Raw genomic sequence first — 19,332 nt, 5'->3', positions numbered from 1 at the left:
GCGGCAACTTTGCGAGACCAAGTCACCCGGACAACCACGAAATTTAGGGTGTGAAAACAAAGATGTGAGCGGCTTTGCACAAAATACCCACTATCGAAGGCAGTGTGCTGCAGCCTGTTTCCGTAAATAGGAAGACAGGAGCTTTAGGCAAGGGCCTGCGTGGAAAAATCGCTGAAATCTGCGCGTAAAAAAGAAAAGGCCTGACGGCGTCCGGCACAAGCCGCGCTCATCAGGCCAATCCTGAGGTGGTTACAATGTGCGTTCAGCTTGCGCTGAAGCAAACCCTGCAATCCCACAAATCGTAAAGATTAAGCAAGCTCAATCTGGGAAGCCTGCAAACCGCGGCCACGACGATCTTCTTCAGCAACGAAAGTGATCGCTGCACCTTCAGCTGGAACTGCGATGCCGGAGCGTTCGAAAGCTGTGATGTGAACAAAGATGTCCTTGGATCCGTCACCTGGGGTGATGAAGCCGTAGCCTTTGTCGTGGTTGAAGAATTTGAGGGTACCGTCTTGTCTCATCGAAACGTCCTTTAAGCCAAAAAATCCAACTCACCTGATGAGGGCGAGTTATTTGTGACGAGCAATGTATTCAAAGGCAGAAAAGGACATTGTCGCGATCGGTCAATCGTAACACTGCCAAGTGTGTCTCCAAAAACAGCCCGTAGTAACCAAGCCTGAGCTCTGTTCTCGTTCAAAAAAGCCAGTCTTAATTCTCATATAGGGGGACGGGTCATATGTCGCCCCTCTAATACTACGGGATAAGCAAATCTCTTAGCTCGCTCGTCCATGCCAACCTAGGTACTCCCGATGAAATCCACAAGGTGTAAACGCCAAAAAAGCGAAATCTCGGAGAATTATGTACCTCGCAGCCGCCCTACCACGCCCTTGGGGAACCAATAGATGCTGCAGATGAACAAGATTCCCAGCCACAGCAGCCACCGTTCTGGCGAGACCACCTCAGACACAACGGGCAAACTACCCAATGATTCCTGAAGGATACCAAGGAGATTCTGCAGGTAAGACTGTGTGAGCAGGAACAGAACAGCCCCAATCACAGCGCCATACATGCTACCCATTCCGCCAATCACAACCATCAACAGAATGTCCACCATTATATCCATAGAGAGGGTGGTTGCCGGTCCGGTATAGCGCAACCAGATGGCCATCAGGGAGCCCGCGAGCGCTGCCATCACCGCAGACAGGATCGTCGCCACGCTACGATACCGCACCACTTTGTACCCGATAGCCTCTGCCCGAAACGCATTCTCGCGGATCGCCTGCAGAACTCGGCCAAACGGCGAGTTCACCATGCGCAGCAAAACAAGGAACAGGCACAGGCTGCTGAAGAAGACCACATAGTACGTGATCAGCTTGCCATTGAGCCGAACACCCAGAACTTTCTCTTTCACCAGCTTGAACGCAGGCGTCATCTCGCGGGGAATGCGGTAGCTCAACCCATCCTCACCGCCAGTGATGCCTGACAGCTGTGAAATCAGCACTAGAAACGCACTCGCCACTGCCAGCGTCATCATCGCAAAGAAGATCGCCTTCACGCGCAGAGAAAACAGCGCAATAACAAAGGCAAACGCCCCAGCCACCAACGCACCGCATACGGTGCCCAGCACAATCGCACTGTAGGAGGCTCCCATGTTCACCAGTGCCAGCGCGGTTCCATAAGCGCCAATGCCGAAGAACATGGTGTGCGCAAAGGACACCACACCCGTGTACCCCAGCAGCAAGTCATAACTGGCCACCAGCACAATGAAGATACAGATCCGCGCTGCTGTATCCAATGACCGCGTGCCCGGAAACAGGAAGGGCGCAAACATCAAGCCAAACAGAATGAGCAGCAGTACGGCACTGAGCATCTTGCTACGTGGGCTGTCACCGGAAAGGAGTTTCATCATCATCGCCTGAACTCCTCAATGTGCTTTGACGACAGGGTAAAGCCCCTGAGGCCGCCACATCAAAACAGCCCCCATCAGCAGAATGGTCGAAACCAATGCCAGCTTGGGGATCAGGAAGCCTGTGTAGTTGGTCAGCAACCCCACCAGCATGGCCCCGATAAAGCAGCCTTCAATGGAACCAAGCCCACCAATGATCACCACGATGAACACGGAGATCATCACTTCAGCGCCCATATGAGCCGTGATGGTTTCCTGATAAAGCCCCCACATCACACCGCCGAGCCCGGCCAGCGCACAGCCAACCATGAAGACAGCGAGGAATAGCTTTTGGATTGGATACCCGAGCGCTTCCACCATCTCGCCATTTTGAACGCCAGCTCGCACCAGCAGTCCGATGCGTGTCCGGCTCAAAACCAACCGCATGGCAACAAACAGCGCGAGTCCGATTGCAATGGCCAGCACGCGATACTTCTCAATGGCAGCTCCTAAAACAACGAAGGAGCCCTGAAACGCAGATGGCCGCGCCAGAACGATCTCATCCGGCCCCCAGATCACGTAGATCAACTGCTGGGTGACAACCAACCCGCCCATAGTCACGAGGATCTGCTTCAGATGCTGCCCATATACCGGCTTCACAATCAACCGCTCAAAGCCATAACCTGCCAGCCCTGTCACCAGCATGGCAAACGCCACTGCCAGCAAAACAGCCCCCAGATTAAGCGCAATGCTGGGGCTCTCAATCCAGCCGCCCAACAGGCCCAAGATGGTGAAACCTGCAAAAGCGCCCAGCGAGATGAACGCGCCGTGCCCAAAGTTGATCACGTCCATCAGACCAAAGATCACAGTCAGGCCCGAGGCCATGATGAAGATCATCATCCCCATCGCCAGCCCTGCTGCGGTCAGCGTCAACCAGGTGGAGCCTGACCCAATCGCCAGCAACCCTATCAGCATAAGAACCGGTACCAGAAACAAGGGAGCTTTGGCTTCAATCACTTCAGAAAGGGGCGGGCGTTCAATGCGTGGTTTAATCAGGCTGTCGCTCATTGGTGCGCCTCCAGTGAAAGTCCCATCAACTTCTCCTGCAACTCAGCATCGTCTGCCAGTTCCGCCATGTCGCCGGAGTACACAATCCGCCCGTCATCCATCACCGCCACGGTGTCTCCCACCGCCTGCGCCATGGAAAAGTTCTGCTCCACCAGCAGGATTGTCGTCTGCATTTCTTTCAGCTCTTTCAGCGCGGCAATCATGGCGTTGATAATCGCAGGAGCCAGCCCCTTGGTTGGCTCATCAATCAGCAGCAGCTTACGTGGCTCGATGATCGCCCGCGCAACAGCCAGCATCTGCTTTTGTCCGCCGGAAAGATTGCCAGCCGCACTCTGCCAGAATGTCTTGAGGGGAGGGAACAAGCCAAAAATCCAACTCAGCCGTTCCTCATCAATGGCACCACTGCGAGCTGCCAGAAGCATGTTTTCATGAACCGTCAGATCGGTAAAGATGCCCATATCTTCCGGCACAAAGGCAATCTCCCGCTGGGCAATGGCAGGTGTGGTTTCTTTCTGGATCTCAGCATTGTCGAACAGGATGGCCCCTTGTGAAGCCTGCCACAGTCCCATGATTGTGCGCAGCGTGGTTGTCTTACCCGCACCATTTCGGCCCAGCAGAACCGTCACGCCGCCGCGCGGAACCTCCAGATCAACGCCCTGCAAGATGTGGTAAGGCCCGATATGTGTGTGAACGCCTTTCAGCGTGAGAAGAGCATCAGACATGCGCACCCTCTTCTTTCTCTTCGGGCGCAATACCCAGATAGGCCTGCTGCACGACAGGGGAGGCGATCACCTCCGCCGGGTCTCCGTCCGCCACCAGCTCTCCGTTGTGCAGCACGATAATCCGGTCTGCCAGAGAGCGGATCACATCCATCTTGTGCTCCACCAGCAGGATTGTTCGGTCCTTGTCCTGTTTAAGCTCACGGATCAGATCGAGCACAATGGGTACTTCATCAACGCTCATGCCCGCCGTCGGTTCATCAAACATCAGCACCTGCGGACCAATGGCAATCATCAGCGCCACTTCCAGCTTGCGTTGATCTCCATGAGAGAGCTCTGAGGTGATCTGTTCCGCCTTGTCTAGCAGATGCACCTCCGCCAGAATGTGTTCCGTCCTCTGGATCAGCTCCACATGACTGTCCGCCATGGAAAACAGATCCATCCCCATGCGTTGATGAGCCTGCACAGCAAGCCGCGCATTTTCACGGACGCTCAGGCCGGGAAACAGATTGGTCAGCTGAAACGCCCGCCCGATCCCCCGCAAAGTACGATCCGCCACGGACATGCGGGTGATGTCCTCACCATTGAACCAGACATGACCTGAGCTAGCCGCCAGCTGGCCGGAGATCAGGTTGAAGTAAGTCGTCTTCCCCGCACCGTTAGGCCCAACAATTGCCGTCAGCGTCCCACGATGAAAATCACAGGACACCGCATCAACGGCCACATGACCACCAAAGCGAATGGTCAGATCATGCGTACTCAGAACCGGCTTCTCATCTGCTTGCATCACCAGAGGCCTGCTTTCTAAGAGAGTTCATTTTGAGCACGAAGTTCCGGGTGTGCCTTCGCCTTCCGCCGTGCCCATAAGATGAAGAGGAAAGCGCAGCCATACATGGTGATGCCGTAAATGCCTGAGGCTAGACTATAAGGCGGTAAGGCTTCACCGCTCATGGCAATCAGAGCTCCGACGGTGATCCCCAGCGTGGCGTTTTGAACGCCCACTTCCATGGCAATGGCAACACTGTCCGGATGCGAAAGCTTCATCATCTTCGCCCCGCCATAACCAATCAGCAGCATCACCACATTCAGGAAGATGAGCACCGGCCCCAACTCCAGAATATTGGCGGTCAGCACCGACCAGTTGGTGGCAATGGCACCCAGCACAATCACCACGAACAAGACGGAAGCCACCAGGGAAACCACCTTGGAGATAGCAGAAGTAAACGAGGGCGCCAGATGATTGATGGCCACACCTAAAGCAACGGGTACAGCAGTAATCAGCGCCATGGATATGCCAATGGCAGTCACATCAATCTTGGGCATTGCCGCACCCAGAAAGTAATCCGCCGCTGCTGCCGAAAAAATCGGAACCGTCAGCACACACAGCACACTGGTAACAGCAGTCAGCGACACAGCCAGCGCAACCGACCCGCCACTGAATCGCGTCAGCATGTTGGACGTCACACCACCCGGTGCAAAGGAAAGCAGCATCACGCCAAACGCCATGGCTGGCTCCAGCTCAACCACCTGCAAAATGAGGAATGCGATGGCGGGTAACAACAACAGTTGCCCCAGCATGCCAACGCTGAACGCACGCGGCATCTGCACCACGCGTTTGAAGTCCTGCAGTGTCAACGTGATCCCGAGGGAGAACATGATAAACGCCAGCGAAAGCGGCAAAAACAGCTTTAAGAGAATGTCCATGGGCCTGTACTTCGCTCTTCGGTGCTCTGTAAGTCCCGTTGTGCCAATCATCTGCAGCTGGGGATGAGGTCAGCGCCAAAGCAGAAAAGCATCACGGGCCAGAGCATTGTGTTTTTGAGATTGAGCAGAGGAAGCGAGAGGCCCGCTCCCTCCTGAAAGCGTGAGGGTGCCAGACCTATTGGTTCTGAATAGGGATATCCATGTCCTCAATGGTGAGTTCACGCACCAACTCAGGAATGCCCCATTCCACCTCAGGGTCCACACGGATTTTGAAGTGATACATGGACTGCAGTGCCTGATGGTCCTCCGCACGGAATTTCATCAGCCCTTTCGGCCCTTCAAACTCCATGCCTTCCATCGCGGTGATCAGCTCTTCGGTATCTGTAGAACCAGCTTTACGGATCGCCTCCACAGCCGCGATACCCGCAGCCATGCCGCCAGCGGTAAAGAAATCCGGCGGTGAACTGTAACGAGCCTGATGTTCCTTAACCAACCAGTCGTTCACCGGATTCTTGGGGATCTCGTAGTAATAGTAGGTCGCCCCTTCCATACCCGGCATAGCCTTGTAGGCTTTAAGTGCAGCCAGAATATTGCCGCCTGTCGCAATCTCGATCCCATACCGTTCCGGGTTCATGGCATTGATTTTCGCCAGCGGATTGCCGCCGCCAGCCCAGATCACGAACAGGAACTTGCGGCCCTCTTCATCCTTCAGCGCTTCAAAAATGCGCTGGGCACTCGCGGTAAAGTCCTTGGTGTCCGTCGGTGCGTACTCCTCAAACACCAGCTTGGCATTGGTTTTTGCAATGGCATTGCGAAAGGCAGCCACACCATCCCGGCCAAACGCATAATCCTGAGCAAGCGTAGCGATGGAGGCGCCATCCTGCCCAAGCGCCACAGCATTGGCGATTGCATCCTGAGAGGAGTTGCGGGATGTGCGGAAAATGTAACGGTTGAAGTTGGCCCCGGTGATACTGTCTGCCACCGCTGGTTCCACAATCAGCAGCTTCTCATACTCTTCTGCAACGGGCAGCATGGCCAGTGCAACGCCAGAAGAGACTGGCCCGATTGCCAGATCCACCTCGTCATCGCCATAAGCTTCGGCCAGCATGGCCCGCCCGATATCCGGCTTGAGCTGACTATCCTTCTCAATCACCTCAATCTTACGGCCATCAATCTCCATGGTTCCGCCAGTGGCGTACTCCAGCCCCATCATCAGGCCCACATGGGATTGCTTGGCATACGCCTCAAACGGGCCTGTTTTACCATAAACGTGGGCAATCTTGATTGGTTCTTCCGCAGAGGAAATGCTTGATGAAACAGTAAGTGCAAATACGCTGGCCGCCAGGCTAACCGCCGCGGCCCGAAGTAATTTATGCATAATGAAACCCCTCCCGCGCTGTCCCGGAGCTTCTCTGAAATGCAGTCGTTCTCTCGAAAGACTTTGGAAGCCAAATCTTATACAACGTAAAGATAGTTGACGCATGTATTCAGGAAGGAGTCAATGATTCCAGATTGAGCCAAATTGTTAAGGTATTCGGAGATGACTTGTATTTAGCGGTTTCACTAAGAAAATTCAGTCACTCATATTTTTGATGGGAGAAAAACGATTTTTCAAAATGAGTGATCTTATCAATATTTGTCAATACTTGTAGGGCAGCTCTGTAAATCTGTGCGATACGGCCTGTCACTGTAAGTCATTGAGCCTGCACGCGCTTCCTCTGCGACAAGCTGACGGCCACACGCCATGGAAAAGCCATATTTCGCCCTGTTTCCACCTCAATTAGCCGTTAGGTCGCCTCTCTCCGGAGGCAAGTCAGCTAAGTGTTTATTCACCATCTCTGACAACCTGATGATAACAAGATCCTGCTACCTTCAATAACAATAAGAATGTTGGTTTAACAGGGCGTCGTTAAGTAATGAGTGCTGTGCACCCAGTATTATCAAAATAACAATAAATCCTGATACAGGATCATCTGCATAAGTTTATGCGGACAACTTAAGGGCGGCCTATTTCCATTGCTTGGTGGGCCATCCTTGTCTCAAGGCAGGTTGTCTTGCCCCGACGATTTTAAGGCCGTACCTCCCCCTCCCATTCGGCCTTTATGCCTGCTTTGTTAAGCACCGAGGTATCCTCCCACCTCGGTGCTTTTTTATTGTGGGGTGCAACTTTTGTATTGGGTTGTAATTAAAGTTCATCTTAAAATTGCAAAACGTGCTTTATGCATCTAATTAGCTCTAACTTGCTATGGGAGCTAATACTTTGAAAAATTATCTAAAATTATTTGTAGTGCTTGCAGCAGCGGTTGTACTGAGTGGATGTGTGACCACGCGGTCTTCCCTGCCAGACCTGTTTGTCGATCAGGCAGACAAAGTGGCACGAGCAAACTACATTGATAAGCATTGCCCTTCTATGACGATGAAGAACCAGGACTTACTGGCGCAGTCTGCCATGCTTGTGTGCCTCACCAGCAAAAGCGCCAATAGGAAATGTGCCGTCAAACAGTACGTGAACGTCTATCTGGAAAGGTACACGCACTACTCAAAAGCCTACAAAGACAAGACATCAGCTCAACTTTGCAAAATAGCGCGCGAAGACGAGAAAATAAAGCCGATGTTCGAAAAAGCAGGAAAGAAGAAGAAAAAGAAAAGCTAAGCGCAAAACCATGATTGAAAAAGCACCGAGGTCAGCCCCGGTGCTTTTTGCCTTTAAGCGACTTCTTCCGCCGGTGACTTAACCAGCTCAAAGCCTTCGTCGATCCAACCTGTCATACCGCCCAGCATAATCTTCACCGGACGACCCAAGACTGAGAGGTTGTAAGCCGCTTTGTCCGCTCCGTTGCAGTGCGGGCCAGCACAATAGACCACGAACACGGTGTCCATCGGCCACTTGGCAAGGTTTTCTTCCGTCAGATCACGGTGATGCAGGCAGAGCGCGCCCTCCACATGCCCTTTGGCAAACCGAACGGGACCGCGCACATCAAGCAACACAAACTCAGCTGTACCCTCTGCCAGATCAGCCTGAACATCTGAGCAGTCAGTTTCAAACTGCAGGATGGAACGGAAGTGCCCGAGTGCCAGCTTTGGGTCTGCCGGGGAATATTCGAGTGCACGTGAAGCCATGTCTCTCTCCAAATCTATGATAGTGCGCCTGTTTTAGGGGGCAGGAGCACCAAAAACGCTTGTTTTAAAGCAGCTTGTGCGATGGGTGCTTCGCTGAACTGCTTTCGGTGATGGCAGGAATTTCGCCTGCTCAGGTAATTTGAAGAATTTCCCCGTTGCACAAAACTGGCTTGAATGACTATATTCGTAAAAAATACGCCAATTTCAAAATGCATGATTTACGATGGTTTCAAAGACACCCACCAAGCCCAAAGGCCCACTCGTTGCAACGCTCATCTATGATGGCCTGTGCACCTTCGAATTCGGACAGGCCTACGAGCTCTTCGGCCTGCCACGACCAGAGTTTGGCGCAAACTGGTACAGGTACGAAACCGTCGCCATTGAAGACGGCCCAATCCGAGCCGCAGGCGGTCTAGAGATCAAAGCTGAAAAGCAGCTCGACGCGCTGGAACATGCTGACATCATCATCATCCCCGGTTGGCGCGGTATCGAAACCCCGGTGCCGGAAGACCTGATCGAAGCACTTTGCAAAGCCTACACGCGCGGTGCCCGTGTTGCCTCCATCTGCTCCGGTGCATTTGTGCTGGCACAAGCGGGCCTGCTGAACGGCAGAATAGCCACCACCCACTGGCGCTACGCCGAAGCCCTGCAAAGCGAGTTTCCCGCCATCAACGTGGAAGAAGACCGCTTGTACTCTGAAACCGACAGAGTGTTCACCTCCGCAGGCAGTGCAGCAGGCATTGATCTGGCCCTCCACATCATCCGGCAGGACTATGGGTCCCAGATCGCCAACAGCGTCGCCAAGCGACTGGTCGCCCCGCCTTTCCGGGAAGGTACACAAACCCAGTTCGCAGAACAGCCTGTGCCGGAAGAAAGGGAAAGCAAACGCTTTGCCTCCCTCTTTGAGGAGCTGGAAAAGAAGCGGGCCTATACCATGTCTGTGCCAGAAATGGCTGCCCTCATGGGCATGAGCCAGCGTACCTTCATCCGCAAGTTCTCAAAGGTCACCGGTCAGGCACCGGCAGAATGGCGACGCGCCAAACAGCTGGAAACAGCCAAGCTCCTGCTGGAAGCGGAAGAGACCATGGATATGGAAAACCTCTCCCACCTCTGCGGTTTCGGCTCAGCAGCAACCTTGCGCCATCACTTCAGAAGCAAATACGGCACCACCCCAACAGCCTACCGCCGCCAGTTCCAAGCCCGTCAGGCTTGAAGGTACGCCTTGATGCCATGCGCTGCGGAGCGGCCTGTTGCGAACACGGCCTGCAGCAGATAGCCACCGGTCGGAGCCTCCCAGTCCAGCATCTCACCGGCTACGAACACGCCAGGCAGTTTGGTGAGCATGTAGTGTTCGTTGATCTCATCAAAAGAAATACCGCCCGCGCTGGAGATCGCGCGGTCAATTGGCCGTGGTGCGGTGAGCTGTAAAGGCAAGGCCTTGATATGCGCTGCCAACTGATCTGCCTCAACCGGCAACGGCCCAGCCTCACGCATCAAAGCAATCGCCGCAGAAGGTAGGCCAGTGGCTTTGCGCAGGAAGTTGCTCATGGACTGCTTACCACGCGGCTTCTTCAGCTTGGCAGCCAGCTTTTCAGCGGACACATCCGGCTTCAGATCAACCTCAATCTGCGTGGAACCCTTTTCAAGGATCGCATCTCGTAGATCAGCAGAAAGCGCATAAATCACGCCGCCTTCAATCCCGGAGGCATCCAGCATGGCATCGCCAACAACACGCTTGCCACCATGCGAGATAGCAATCTTCTTGAGAGGCGTGCCTTTGTAGCGCTCTTTGAAGTGATCAGAAAACGCAATCTCGAACCCGCAATTGGCCGAGAGCAGCTCTTTCACCTCGATCTGCTTGTCGCGCAAGATGGAAACCCACGAACCATCAGAACCAAGCTTGGCCCAGGATCCTCCGCCCAGCGCCAGCAAAACCGCATCAAAACTCTGTGCTTTGACAGCTTCATCGCCTTTCTGAAGCAAAAGAGCTCCCACATCATCAAACCCACACCAGCGGGTGTTGGAATGCAGCGTCACCCCATGCTTATCCAGCAGCTTCAGCCAATTGCGCAGAAGAGGGGAGGCCTTGAAGCTTTCAGGAAACACCTTGCCGCTGGAGCCAGCAAACGTCGGCTCGCCTAGCGAAGCACTCCACTCCCGTAGCGCTGCCGGAGGGAACGCTCTCACAGACTGCAGCAGTTGCTCATGCGCAGGGCGATAGCGGCTGAGAAATGTCTCCAGATCCTCGCTATGGGTCAGATTGAGGCCACCAAGACCAGCCATCAGAAACTTGCGGGCAGGGGAAGGGCGTTGATCAAACACGCTCACCGACACACCGGCTTTCGCCAGCTGCTCAGCTGCAAACAGCCCGGCAGGGCCAGCTCCGATGATTGCAACGCGCTTTGTCAAAGATCCATCCATTCCGCTTTTGGTCACGACAGTGCAGACCAGTAAAAGGTGCAGCTCTAATGCCTTTGTTTCCCGCCAATTACAAGCGTTATGCGCTCTGCCTCCCACAGATGCACAGCCACCTCCATGCGGGAAAATCACCTCCGTAAAGAAGCACCCCTGATTTTGGAAGGAAGACTTCTAAGGAATGTACAGTCCCCCCAGTTCCCGCTTTCCTGAATGCAAACAGTAGAGTGGGGGCCGCGTTGAGAACTGCAATCGTAATGCCGCGTAACATGCATTTCTGTCAGTCTCGAGCCACATCAATAGACCTGTGCGCTCATGATCTGGCGCTTCACAGCCAGAACAAAAGCAATCTGCGCATCTTCGCCGGTGGGGAAGAGGATCTGTTTGATGATGTTGATGTTTTTGCAGTGACAGAACCGGGCAAGAAACCAACCCCTGCAAAGTTCTATGATCCCTTGTCAGAGTTCGGCCCGCAGCTGATCGTCGTGCACCAGCATCTGGAAACGGCGTTCCAGATCATCACTGACTTTCCCGGAACACCAGTGATCTTGCATCGTCACGGCAGGTTTGAGCGTAATAGTGCCTTCAAACGCTGGAAATACACCCGCAAGATGAACCGTCTGGCCGGGATTATCTGGGTTGGTGAAGATGCACGCAATAACTTTTGCGAAAACTTCACCGGCGTAAAAGCCCGCAGTGTTGTCGTACCCAACGGGATAGACTGCGAACTCTGGTCTCCGGCACCAAAAGAAAACTCCGTGATCTATGTGGGCCGCGCCCGGGAAGACAAAGGCGTCTTCGATCTGGCCCAGGCTTGGCTTGCCTGTGCGGAACGATTGGAGAAATCCGGCTGGAAGCTGAATCTCGTACTGGCCGTCACGGATGAAGGAGAGCAATCAACGGCAAACTCTCTTCGCCAGATGCTTGCCAGTCTTTCTTCCAGTGTCTCCATAGAAACCAACTTAGACGCGCCCAGCGTTCAGCAGCGCCTGGCAACCTCTTCCATCGCGGTTGTGCCCTCCATCGTTGCTGAGGGCTTTGGCCGTACAGCCATAGAGGCTATGAGCTGCGGAGCCGCCGTGATCACCACGCACTCCGGTGGCCTATGGGAGGCCGTGGGCGAAACCGGCAAGGTGATCAACCCAAGATCTCCTAAAGAGATCGCAACCGCACTGCTTGATCTGGCGGATAACCAACCCCTTCGTGAAGAGATGGCAAAGGCTGGACGAGAACGCGTGCTGCGCCTGTTCAACATTCACCAGATCGCAGAGACCTATGACGATATGCTCATGAGCCTGTGGGATGACCACGTCAGCGGCACAAAAAAAAAGCAAGGCCTGATTGACCACATGCTCGTATCCGAGTGAGGCCAGTTCGCCTTCAGTTTCAGGAGATCAACCAGATGCACCCTGATCACGTCACCGTAGCCGTCCGCGACCTTGAAGAAGCGCGCAGATTCTTCAAACTGCTGGATTTTGAAGAGCAAAAGGTGCTGGTCATCTCAGGTCCGATGTTTTCCGAGTACATGGGCATTCCGGATCTGGAAGCAGACCACGTCACATTGGTGCTGAAAGGCTATAGCCCAAGGTTCGAAATCCAACTCCTCCACTACCGCAATCCAGAAGCCCGGGCAGAACCATACCCAGAAGACCTCTGCCGAACCGGCTATAACCACCTATGCTTTGCCGTGGATGATCTGGAAGACAGACTGGCCCACCTTCAGGCCGCCGGTTTCAGCGCCCGTTCTGAAGTCATGGAGTTCAATGACAGAAAACTAGTCTTCCTCTTCGGCCCGGAAAGGATCACCATAGAACTCGCTCAATGGATGAAGCCCACCTAAGAGCTGCAGAGGCAAAACTGCTTAAGAAAGCAAGCGGCGAACGGGAGAAGGCGTAAGAGCTCAAGCCCTCTCGTCACTCAACAGCTCATCCAGCCAACACGCCTGTCAAAAGCTCTCTATCCAGCTTTTCAGGCCATCAGTGCTTTGGCAGCTTCCTTGTAGTTCCCGGCAAGCGCGTTCTTCTGAAACAGCAAGCCTTTCAGCCGTTTTGCCTTAGCGTTCGCTCGCTTAATCCGCACAGCCATATGCCGGGCGACCTTGGGCGTGATCTCCAGAAAACCTCTTTCCCGCAACTCAGCACGTAAGGCACTGCTCAAGTCTGCTGCCAAAGTGTCCTTTGTGAACTCTGGCTCTTCTTCCTCATGCAGGCGCGCAATCGCGGCAAGCAGCACCATGTCTGCCATCATCCGATAAGGCCGCCCACGCTGGGCGGTCACCTGACCTGGATGGATACGATATCGAACCAGCCGCTCATTCAGGGCACCAATCTTGCCGCACTCCAGCAAACGCAAATAGAGATCATAATCTTCAGCGCCATCATATTGAGAGCGATAGCCGCCAACCTCCACCACGGCGTCCCGGTGAAACATGATGGTTGGATGATAAAGACAGCACTTCTCATAAAGTCGCTTGCGGATTTCAACTGTCGTCCTCGGGCACTCCATCTGATCGATGATCTGCCCGCTCTCATCAATCACCGAAACCTCAGTTCCGCACAGCAACCAGTCCGGATTGCGCTCCATAATCCGCACTTGCCGCTCTAATCGTCGGGGCTCAGAAAGATCGTCCGCATCCAGCCGTGCCACAAGCGGGCTCTTGATCACGGTAAGCCCGGCATTCAGCGCAGAGGAAATGCCCTTAGCTGGCCCTTCAACGATCTGAAACTGCCCCTTTGGAAAATGCCCCGCAAAATGCTTGGCGATCTCCCGTGTTTCGTCGGTGGAACCATCATCCACCAGCACAACGGCAAAATCGGTGAAGCTCTGTGCCAGCAGGCTGCTGAGGGTTTCACCGAGTGTTTCTGCTGCATCGCGGGCGGGGATCAAAACGCTGACAAGAGGGGGATTGCTTGGCGTTTGTTGTTCAGCCATGGATTAAGTCACCTGTGTGCTAGGCTTTTTTGTGTTGTGCGGAAGGGGAAGGGTGTTTTGCGGGCCGGCCTGACTGTTCCATCAGTTCAGCCTCCACAAACTTGGCGAGCCGCAAGTACCGGCTCACCGCGTAGTTGGTGGAAGCGATCAGGCCCCACCAGCCATAACGGCAATACCCGCGCACCAGATAGCCCTTCAGAAAGGCAAGCGGAAACTCAAAGAGTAAGCGATAGCGCGGCAACCGGCGCCCACGTCCTCGCATCTCCTGAACCTGCATGGTCGAGTAGCGGTTCATCTTGTCATAATGGAACGTGATGCTGGGAATGCTGCGATGGTCCATATGCCCTTTCAGCATGCCAATCTTGGCAGCGCTGGGTGGGCGAACGGTGTCATGTACTGAGCTGGCGGAAAACCGCCCGATGCTCTTGCGATAAAGCCGGATTTGCTTATGCGAAAAGGCGTGCCTGGCAGCGGTCTCCTCGTGAGGCCAAACATCGCGGATGTCGACCTCCCAGAAGTCATAGTTCGCCAGCACAGAAGTCTGAAACAGCCCCAGAATCTCATCCCGCAGTGCAGGCGTCACCACCTCGTCTGCATCAATGTTCAGTATCCAGTCATGCCGGCACTGGTCTTCACCAAACCGCTTCTGCAAGCCATATCCATTCCAGTCATTGTGCAGCACCCGTGCGCCCATGCGCTGGGCAACGGTCACAGTCTGATCCGTGGAGCCACTGTCGATCACAATGACCTCATCAGCCCACTGAATGCAGCTGGCGATAGTCCGGCCAATCCGCTCTTCCTCGTTCTTAGCGATAATGAACACGGAAAGTGGAATGCGCTTTTCATCAGCGCGACCATCTGTGGTCGCTGCCCCCTGTTGGGCCCGCTTTTCTGCGATGCTGATGATTTTGCTCTGGCTGGAGATATCGGGCCTCAAACTCTTGGATTTTCCGCAATAATCCTGAGTTTACTCCCCCCTACACATTCCGAAATTCGCTCAATATGAAGGACTGTTTTCACCCAATTGAAACCCATTGGTATCAATTAAGGGGCCTAACAAACGCCGTACCACCCTCGCCACAAAATGCGGATGTAACCCCATCGTGAAAACCGGTGGTAAAGCGTGGTGAACTGGTGCAAGCAACTGCCAGAACACCAAAACCTAGCATAAAGTCCCTCGGATAGCCCCGCTCACTACAACTTCCGTATGATTGCATCTCACGCCGAGGGGTGAAACGATTTGCGCGCATTGAAGAGCCGGGTTTGAGGCGAGACTTTCGGCACCCACTTTAATTCCTTTGGGAGAAGAAAATGGCCGCAATTATTGGTTGGGCACACACACCGTTTGGCAAACTGGCAGATGAGACAGTTGAGACTCTCGTAACAAAGGTTGCCAAGCAAGCGATTGCTGATGCCGGTCTCGCCGCAGAAGACATTGATGAAATCGTTCTGGGTCACTTCAACGCCGGGTTCTCCAAGCAGGATTTCACCGCAAGCCTCGTGCTGCAGGCGGATGACAATCTACGCTTCAAGCCAACCACCCGCGTTGAAAATGCATGTGCGACGGGCTCGGCAGCAGTGCATCAAGGCGTGAAATCCATCAAGGCAGGCGACGCCAATTTCGTGCTCGTGGTTGGCGTGGAACAGATGACCACCACACCCGGTCCGGAAATCGGAGCAAACCTGCTCAAAGCCTCCTACCTGCCAGAAGATGGCGACACCCCAGCTGGTTTCGCTGGTGTCTTCGGCAAAATCGCAGGCATGTACTTCCAGAAGCATGGTGACCAGAGCGAAGCGCTGGCTCACATTGCTGCGAAAAACCACAAGAACGGCGTCGAAAACCCATACGCACAGATGCGCAAGGACCTCGGCGTGGAGTTCTGCCTCAATGAGAGCGAGAAGAACCCATTCGTGGCTGGTCCACTGAAGCGGACCGACTGTTCGCTGGTGTCTGACGGTGCAGCAGCCATCGTGCTCACCGACACCACCACCGCACTTTCCGCGAAAAAGGCCGTCGCCTTCCGCGGCTTGGGCCATGCGCAGGATTTCCTGCCAATGTCCAAGCGCGATATCCTCAAGTTCGAAGGCTGTTCTGAAGCATGGAAGCGCGCGCTCTCCATGGCCAACATCACCATCGAAGATCTGTCCTTCGTCGAAACCCATGACTGCTTCACCATCGCTGAGCTGATCGAATACGAAGCTATGGGTCTGGTGCCAGAAGGGCAGGGGGCAAAGGCTATTCTGGAAGGCTGGACCCAGAAGGACGGCAAACTGCCGGTCAACCCATCTGGCGGCCTGAAAGCAAAGGGCCACCCAATCGGCGCAACCGGTGTCTCCATGCACGCCCTCACAGCGATGCAGCTCACTGGTGAAGCTGGCGGCATTCAAGTAGAAGGCGCAGAACTCGGCGGCATCTTCAACATGGGCGGCGCCGCCGTCGCCAACTACGTCTCCGTCATGCAACGCCTCAAGTAAGCACAGCAAAATCAGAGAATTGAATATGAAAGCCCCGGACCGCCGGGGCTTTTCTTTTGCATTGTTCTTGGGCAGCTCACCAATCGCTAACTAAGCCCGCAGTCCAGCGATATCACGCGAATGTGAACGTGGTAAATATGCGGCCTGACGCAAGGTGAGATGAGGTATGTCTATGCCAGCACAAGCGCCCGCCCCGAAATACGATGATTGGCTGAAGAAAGTTTATGTTGAGATGAACTGGAAGTTCCACGACCTGGTGGGTGGTGGACGCAAGAAACGCTCTCCAAGCGTGACCAGCAAAGTCTCTGAGGCCAGCGCGGCAATTGGCTCGCAAGTTGATGAAGATACGCCGGATTGGACCGTTGATCCGGATATCCCGGATTATGTGGTGGCAGGCACACCCGCTGAAGAGCGCAAAAAGCGTCCGCTGACGGCTGCGCTGAGTGATGCGGGCATCAGGCCAACAGAGGGGTTCACAGAGCGCCTCAACTCCTACCAATCTCAAAAATCCCATTATGAGGAAGATCCGGTGGGCGCAGCCTATGCTGACCCGGAGGCTGTCAAATGGGACCGCCTGGTCAAAGGCACCTTGGGTGAGAGTGATCAAAAAGCCCGCCAGATGGTGTTGATGCAGCACGAAATTGAGCTGAAAAAACAATCCCGCCAACTCACCCGTGAAGTGTTTCAGGATCAGTCGACCGCACCGGAGTTTAGAGCCTACCTACGTCAGGCCAGCGACACCCCTTCTAACAAAATGGATACGGCACAGCGTGAAACCATCATGTTCTTCAGCCAGAACATGAAAGTGCTGGGCAATGAGCTGGTGGCGACCACCAAAGAGCTGATGGAAGAAAAAGCCTTTGGAGACACCATGATGAAGACGTTGCATCAAGCCAAAGCAAGCGCGGTGACGGAGCGTGAAAAAAAGCGTCTGGCAGAGCTGGAAGAAGAAGCCATCGCCTACGGCACAGCCACGTCCAAACAAATGGCCTTTGCGCTCAACTGCACCAACTGCGTGGAAGCTGCCATCAGCCGAGGGGCAGAAGTGGAAGCAGCGGTTTTGCAACTCAATGACGAACGCCCCAAAGCCGTCTTCGCGACCTCAGGATTGCAGCGCACAGCAGAAGAGATGGTGCTCACGCATCTGGATAAGAGCAACAATGTGAAGAAGACTCTGACATGGGCGGAAACCCAGCCATGGTCGCAGATGGTCAAGGTCAACATCAAAAAAGAGGGGCGCGACTACTCCATCACCTCTGAACTGCGCACCGCCCCGGAGACACCCGCAAACACAGGCGATCCGATGGTCGACAACCATGTCGATATGCCCCACAAATCAGTCACAAAAACCGACCTTGCCAACACACCGGAGCTTGGCTTCAATGGCCTTCGCTCAGACCAGCTGATGGCGTCCATGTCTCATCAGGAGACAGGCGAAAAAGGGCCGGACGGCAAACCTTTTGTCGGCATCCCAAGTGAGGCCTCCATGGCATGGGCCAAAACCCTGCTGACAGCTCAGAAAGAAGGGCAGGACATCTCCGATCAACTGCCAGACTATATGGAAGTCAAAGAAGTCTGGTACCGGGAAAACCGCTCTGGGCTCAGAGGCAAGCTCAAACGCGGAAAGCCGGAAAAGAAGGTCCACGTCGTCACCTACAAGGGAACCTCAGAGTCCGTTCAGGCTGCCCAAAAGCTGCGCAGTGCTCCTAATAAGATGGCCGGAGATCTGGCAGAACTTGCGGACAACATTGCCGATCTGAAGGCAGATCAGGAACGCAAAGCAGAAAAACTGAAGGCGCATAAGGAAGCGCTGGAAAAGTTCCTCAGCTCCAAAGGGGAGGGCATGCTGGAAAGCTTCGGCGAAGCACATGAAGCCTTCAACGCCCTGCAGGAAAACATCCTGCAGAAGGTCATCGCCAAAATGGGCAAGGGCACCAGCCTCAAAAACATCAAGAAATGGGCTGCCAAACAACCGTGGGCGGCGCTGTTTGAGATTGAGTTCAAGCCCGACGAGAGCGGCAAGAAGAACCACTACAATGTCGTCGTGAAAGAAAAAGAGGAAGAGATAGAAGAAACCGATGGCGCTCCGGAAGGCGGTCGCACAGAAACAGATGGCGTATCAAAGGACAATGAAGCGTCACTGACAGGCGCCCTCGCAGCCCTCTCAAAGCCAGCCGTTCAAAAGGAACTGATCCTCAAATACACCGGCGAAAAACACGATGGCCTGCCGATTGTCGAAAAGCCAAGCCCGCTGGCAAAGAAATGGGCAGAGATGATTATGACAACCTATGGCTCCGGCGCCAAACTACCAGCCTATCTGGTCCTCCGGGATGTCTGCTACAAATCAGCCTCACGAAACCTGATCAGACGCGGCAAATACATTTCCTGCAAGGCCGTTGAGTTTATTCCCTCCGCGTTCAAGTAACTGACCAGCTCTACTAGCCAATATCATGTCGGTCTCTAGGACAGAGTATCTAAAGCAGTTCAAGTGTTTCAGCTTAATGTGAACTGCTTTAGGCTCAGGGGGACGATATAGTTTGCGCGTCTCACAAACGGGGCAACAGTCTGCTGAGAGGCGTCAGGAAAGGTATTTTATGGTCAAGCGCGTAGTCATCCCTCAGGAATTTCAGGAAGTTGCAGAAAAGCTCAACATGTCACCGGCAATCTTTTCAGGAAATCATATCTTCCTGAGTGGTATGACGGGCGCGGACATGAGCGGTAACATGCCGGAAGATCCGGAAGCCCAGTTCCGCAACACATTCAAGAAGATCGCCTGTATCCTGAACGAAGCCAATTTGGATCTGGACGCCATCGTTGAAATGACCAGCTACCACATCGGCCTGCGCGAACATTTCGAACTGTTCGACTCCATCCGCCTCGAACTCTTCTCCAAACCCTACCCAGCCTGGACCGCCATCGAAGCCGCCGCCCTCCGCCGCGAAGGCGCAATCGTAGAAGTCCGCGCTGTCGTCAGCGCGAATTATGGTGGGTGATGACTAATGGAGCTAATGAAAC

At 54.2% G+C, this 19,332-nt stretch carries 18 protein-coding genes; 7 read left to right on the top strand and 11 right to left on the bottom strand.

Annotated elements, in window-relative coordinates; translation table 11 throughout:
• Positions 1–308: 308 nt before the first annotated feature.
• The 7 genes from AC3CB2_RS16585 to AC3CB2_RS16555 all read right to left on the bottom strand — a co-directional run bounded on the left by AC3CB2_RS16585 (position 309) and on the right by AC3CB2_RS16555 (position 6,754).
• A complete protein-coding gene (locus AC3CB2_RS16585) occupies positions 309–521 on the bottom strand; it encodes a cold-shock protein (RefSeq protein WP_008552358.1) in 213 nt (70 codons plus the stop codon).
• A gap of 335 nt (positions 522–856) precedes the next feature.
• On the bottom strand, positions 857–1,912 hold the full coding sequence (locus AC3CB2_RS16580) for a branched-chain amino acid ABC transporter permease (RefSeq protein ID WP_352934500.1): 1,056 nt from the start codon (positions 1,910–1,912) through the stop codon (positions 857–859).
• A gap of 12 nt (positions 1,913–1,924) precedes the next feature.
• Positions 1,925–2,953, bottom strand: a complete 1,029-nt coding sequence (locus tag AC3CB2_RS16575; RefSeq protein WP_352934498.1) for a branched-chain amino acid ABC transporter permease — start codon at positions 2,951–2,953, stop codon at positions 1,925–1,927.
• Positions 2,950–3,675 (bottom strand): ABC transporter ATP-binding protein, encoded by a 726-nt coding sequence (locus AC3CB2_RS16570; protein WP_352934496.1) that lies wholly within the window; start codon positions 3,673–3,675, stop codon positions 2,950–2,952. The genes AC3CB2_RS16575 and AC3CB2_RS16570 overlap by 4 nt, the downstream gene beginning before the upstream one ends.
• Positions 3,668–4,459 (bottom strand): ABC transporter ATP-binding protein, encoded by a 792-nt coding sequence (locus tag AC3CB2_RS16565; protein WP_352935140.1) that lies wholly within the window; start codon positions 4,457–4,459, stop codon positions 3,668–3,670. Before AC3CB2_RS16565 ends, AC3CB2_RS16570 begins: the two co-directional genes overlap by 8 nt.
• Before the next feature lie 17 nt (positions 4,460–4,476).
• Complete coding sequence (locus tag AC3CB2_RS16560) at positions 4,477–5,376, bottom strand: bile acid:sodium symporter family protein (RefSeq protein WP_352934494.1); 900 nt, start codon at positions 5,374–5,376, stop codon at positions 4,477–4,479.
• Positions 5,377–5,551: 175 nt separating this feature from the next.
• Positions 5,552–6,754, bottom strand: a complete 1,203-nt coding sequence (locus tag AC3CB2_RS16555) for a substrate-binding domain-containing protein (protein WP_352934492.1) — start codon at positions 6,752–6,754, stop codon at positions 5,552–5,554.
• 867 nt (positions 6,755–7,621) lie between these two features.
• Between AC3CB2_RS16555 and AC3CB2_RS16550 the strand changes: the two genes are divergently transcribed.
• Complete coding sequence (locus tag AC3CB2_RS16550; protein ID WP_488393237.1) at positions 7,622–8,029, top strand: hypothetical protein; 408 nt, start codon at positions 7,622–7,624, stop codon at positions 8,027–8,029.
• A gap of 53 nt (positions 8,030–8,082) precedes the next feature.
• Here the strand turns inward: AC3CB2_RS16550 and AC3CB2_RS16545 are convergent, their stop codons facing one another.
• Positions 8,083–8,496 carry a rhodanese-like domain-containing protein gene (locus AC3CB2_RS16545; RefSeq protein WP_352934486.1) on the bottom strand — a complete coding sequence of 138 codons (414 nt, stop codon included), beginning with the start codon at positions 8,494–8,496 and terminating at the stop codon, positions 8,083–8,085.
• Positions 8,497–8,719: 223 nt separating this feature from the next.
• On the opposite strand from AC3CB2_RS16545, the gene ftrA reads away from it, so the two are divergent.
• Complete coding sequence (gene ftrA / locus AC3CB2_RS16540; protein WP_352934483.1) at positions 8,720–9,709, top strand: transcriptional regulator FtrA; 990 nt, start codon at positions 8,720–8,722, stop codon at positions 9,707–9,709.
• On the opposite strand, the gene AC3CB2_RS16535 is transcribed toward ftrA, so the two are convergent.
• Complete coding sequence (locus tag AC3CB2_RS16535) at positions 9,700–10,917, bottom strand: TIGR03862 family flavoprotein (protein ID WP_352935138.1); 1,218 nt, start codon at positions 10,915–10,917, stop codon at positions 9,700–9,702. The two genes, ftrA and AC3CB2_RS16535, sit on opposite strands and share 10 nt — an antisense overlap.
• A 233-nt stretch (positions 10,918–11,150) precedes the next feature.
• Between AC3CB2_RS16535 and AC3CB2_RS16530 the strand changes: the two genes are divergently transcribed.
• Positions 11,151–12,278, top strand: a complete 1,128-nt coding sequence (locus AC3CB2_RS16530) for a glycosyltransferase family 4 protein (protein WP_352934481.1) — start codon at positions 11,151–11,153, stop codon at positions 12,276–12,278.
• A 35-nt stretch (positions 12,279–12,313) separates the two neighbouring features.
• Positions 12,314–12,751 carry a VOC family protein gene (locus tag AC3CB2_RS16525; protein ID WP_352934478.1) on the top strand — a complete coding sequence of 146 codons (438 nt, stop codon included), beginning with the start codon at positions 12,314–12,316 and terminating at the stop codon, positions 12,749–12,751.
• Between the two features lie 128 nt (positions 12,752–12,879).
• Here AC3CB2_RS16525 and AC3CB2_RS16520 read toward each other — a convergent pair whose 3' ends face one another.
• A complete protein-coding gene (locus tag AC3CB2_RS16520) occupies positions 12,880–13,842 on the bottom strand; it encodes a glycosyltransferase (RefSeq protein WP_352934475.1) in 963 nt (320 codons plus the stop codon).
• A 19-nt stretch (positions 13,843–13,861) separates the two neighbouring features.
• Positions 13,862–14,779, bottom strand: a complete 918-nt coding sequence (locus AC3CB2_RS16515) for a glycosyltransferase family 2 protein (RefSeq protein ID WP_352934472.1) — start codon at positions 14,777–14,779, stop codon at positions 13,862–13,864.
• A 374-nt stretch (positions 14,780–15,153) separates the two neighbouring features.
• On the opposite strand from AC3CB2_RS16515, the gene AC3CB2_RS16510 reads away from it, so the two are divergent.
• From AC3CB2_RS16510 to AC3CB2_RS16500, 3 genes are all read left to right on the top strand, one after another.
• Positions 15,154–16,317, top strand: a complete 1,164-nt coding sequence (locus AC3CB2_RS16510) for an acetyl-CoA acetyltransferase (RefSeq protein WP_352934469.1) — start codon at positions 15,154–15,156, stop codon at positions 16,315–16,317.
• A 166-nt stretch (positions 16,318–16,483) separates the two neighbouring features.
• Positions 16,484–18,742 carry a hypothetical protein gene (locus AC3CB2_RS16505; RefSeq protein ID WP_352934466.1) on the top strand — a complete coding sequence of 753 codons (2,259 nt, stop codon included), beginning with the start codon at positions 16,484–16,486 and terminating at the stop codon, positions 18,740–18,742.
• A gap of 169 nt (positions 18,743–18,911) precedes the next feature.
• Positions 18,912–19,310 carry a RidA family protein gene (locus AC3CB2_RS16500; protein ID WP_352934463.1) on the top strand — a complete coding sequence of 133 codons (399 nt, stop codon included), beginning with the start codon at positions 18,912–18,914 and terminating at the stop codon, positions 19,308–19,310.
• Positions 19,311–19,332: the final 22 nt, after the last annotated feature.

This window comes from Pseudovibrio sp. SCP20 (assembly GCF_057774105.1).
This window is presented reverse-complemented; position numbering and strand designations above follow the sequence as displayed.

Coding starts and splice junctions, on each gene's coding strand:
- AC3CB2_RS16585 (WP_008552358.1), bottom strand. CDS start 521: ATGAGACAAGACGGTACCCTCAAATTCTTCAACCACGACAAAGGCTAC.
- AC3CB2_RS16580 (WP_352934500.1), bottom strand. CDS start 1,912: ATGATGATGAAACTCCTTTCCGGTGACAGCCCACGTAGCAAGATGCTC.
- AC3CB2_RS16575 (WP_352934498.1), bottom strand. CDS start 2,953: ATGAGCGACAGCCTGATTAAACCACGCATTGAACGCCCGCCCCTTTCT.
- AC3CB2_RS16570 (WP_352934496.1), bottom strand. CDS start 3,675: ATGTCTGATGCTCTTCTCACGCTGAAAGGCGTTCACACACATATCGGG.
- AC3CB2_RS16565 (WP_352935140.1), bottom strand. CDS start 4,459: ATGCAAGCAGATGAGAAGCCGGTTCTGAGTACGCATGATCTGACCATT.
- AC3CB2_RS16560 (WP_352934494.1), bottom strand. CDS start 5,376: ATGGACATTCTCTTAAAGCTGTTTTTGCCGCTTTCGCTGGCGTTTATC.
- AC3CB2_RS16555 (WP_352934492.1), bottom strand. CDS start 6,754: ATGCATAAATTACTTCGGGCCGCGGCGGTTAGCCTGGCGGCCAGCGTA.
- AC3CB2_RS16550 (WP_488393237.1), top strand. CDS start 7,622: ATGGGAGCTAATACTTTGAAAAATTATCTAAAATTATTTGTAGTGCTT.
- AC3CB2_RS16545 (WP_352934486.1), bottom strand. CDS start 8,496: ATGGCTTCACGTGCACTCGAATATTCCCCGGCAGACCCAAAGCTGGCA.
- ftrA (WP_352934483.1), top strand. CDS start 8,720: ATGGTTTCAAAGACACCCACCAAGCCCAAAGGCCCACTCGTTGCAACG.
- AC3CB2_RS16535 (WP_352935138.1), bottom strand. CDS start 10,917: ATGGATGGATCTTTGACAAAGCGCGTTGCAATCATCGGAGCTGGCCCT.
- AC3CB2_RS16525 (WP_352934478.1), top strand. CDS start 12,314: ATGCACCCTGATCACGTCACCGTAGCCGTCCGCGACCTTGAAGAAGCG.
- AC3CB2_RS16520 (WP_352934475.1), bottom strand. CDS start 13,842: ATGGCTGAACAACAAACGCCAAGCAATCCCCCTCTTGTCAGCGTTTTG.
- AC3CB2_RS16510 (WP_352934469.1), top strand. CDS start 15,154: ATGGCCGCAATTATTGGTTGGGCACACACACCGTTTGGCAAACTGGCA.
- AC3CB2_RS16505 (WP_352934466.1), top strand. CDS start 16,484: ATGTCTATGCCAGCACAAGCGCCCGCCCCGAAATACGATGATTGGCTG.
- AC3CB2_RS16500 (WP_352934463.1), top strand. CDS start 18,912: ATGGTCAAGCGCGTAGTCATCCCTCAGGAATTTCAGGAAGTTGCAGAA.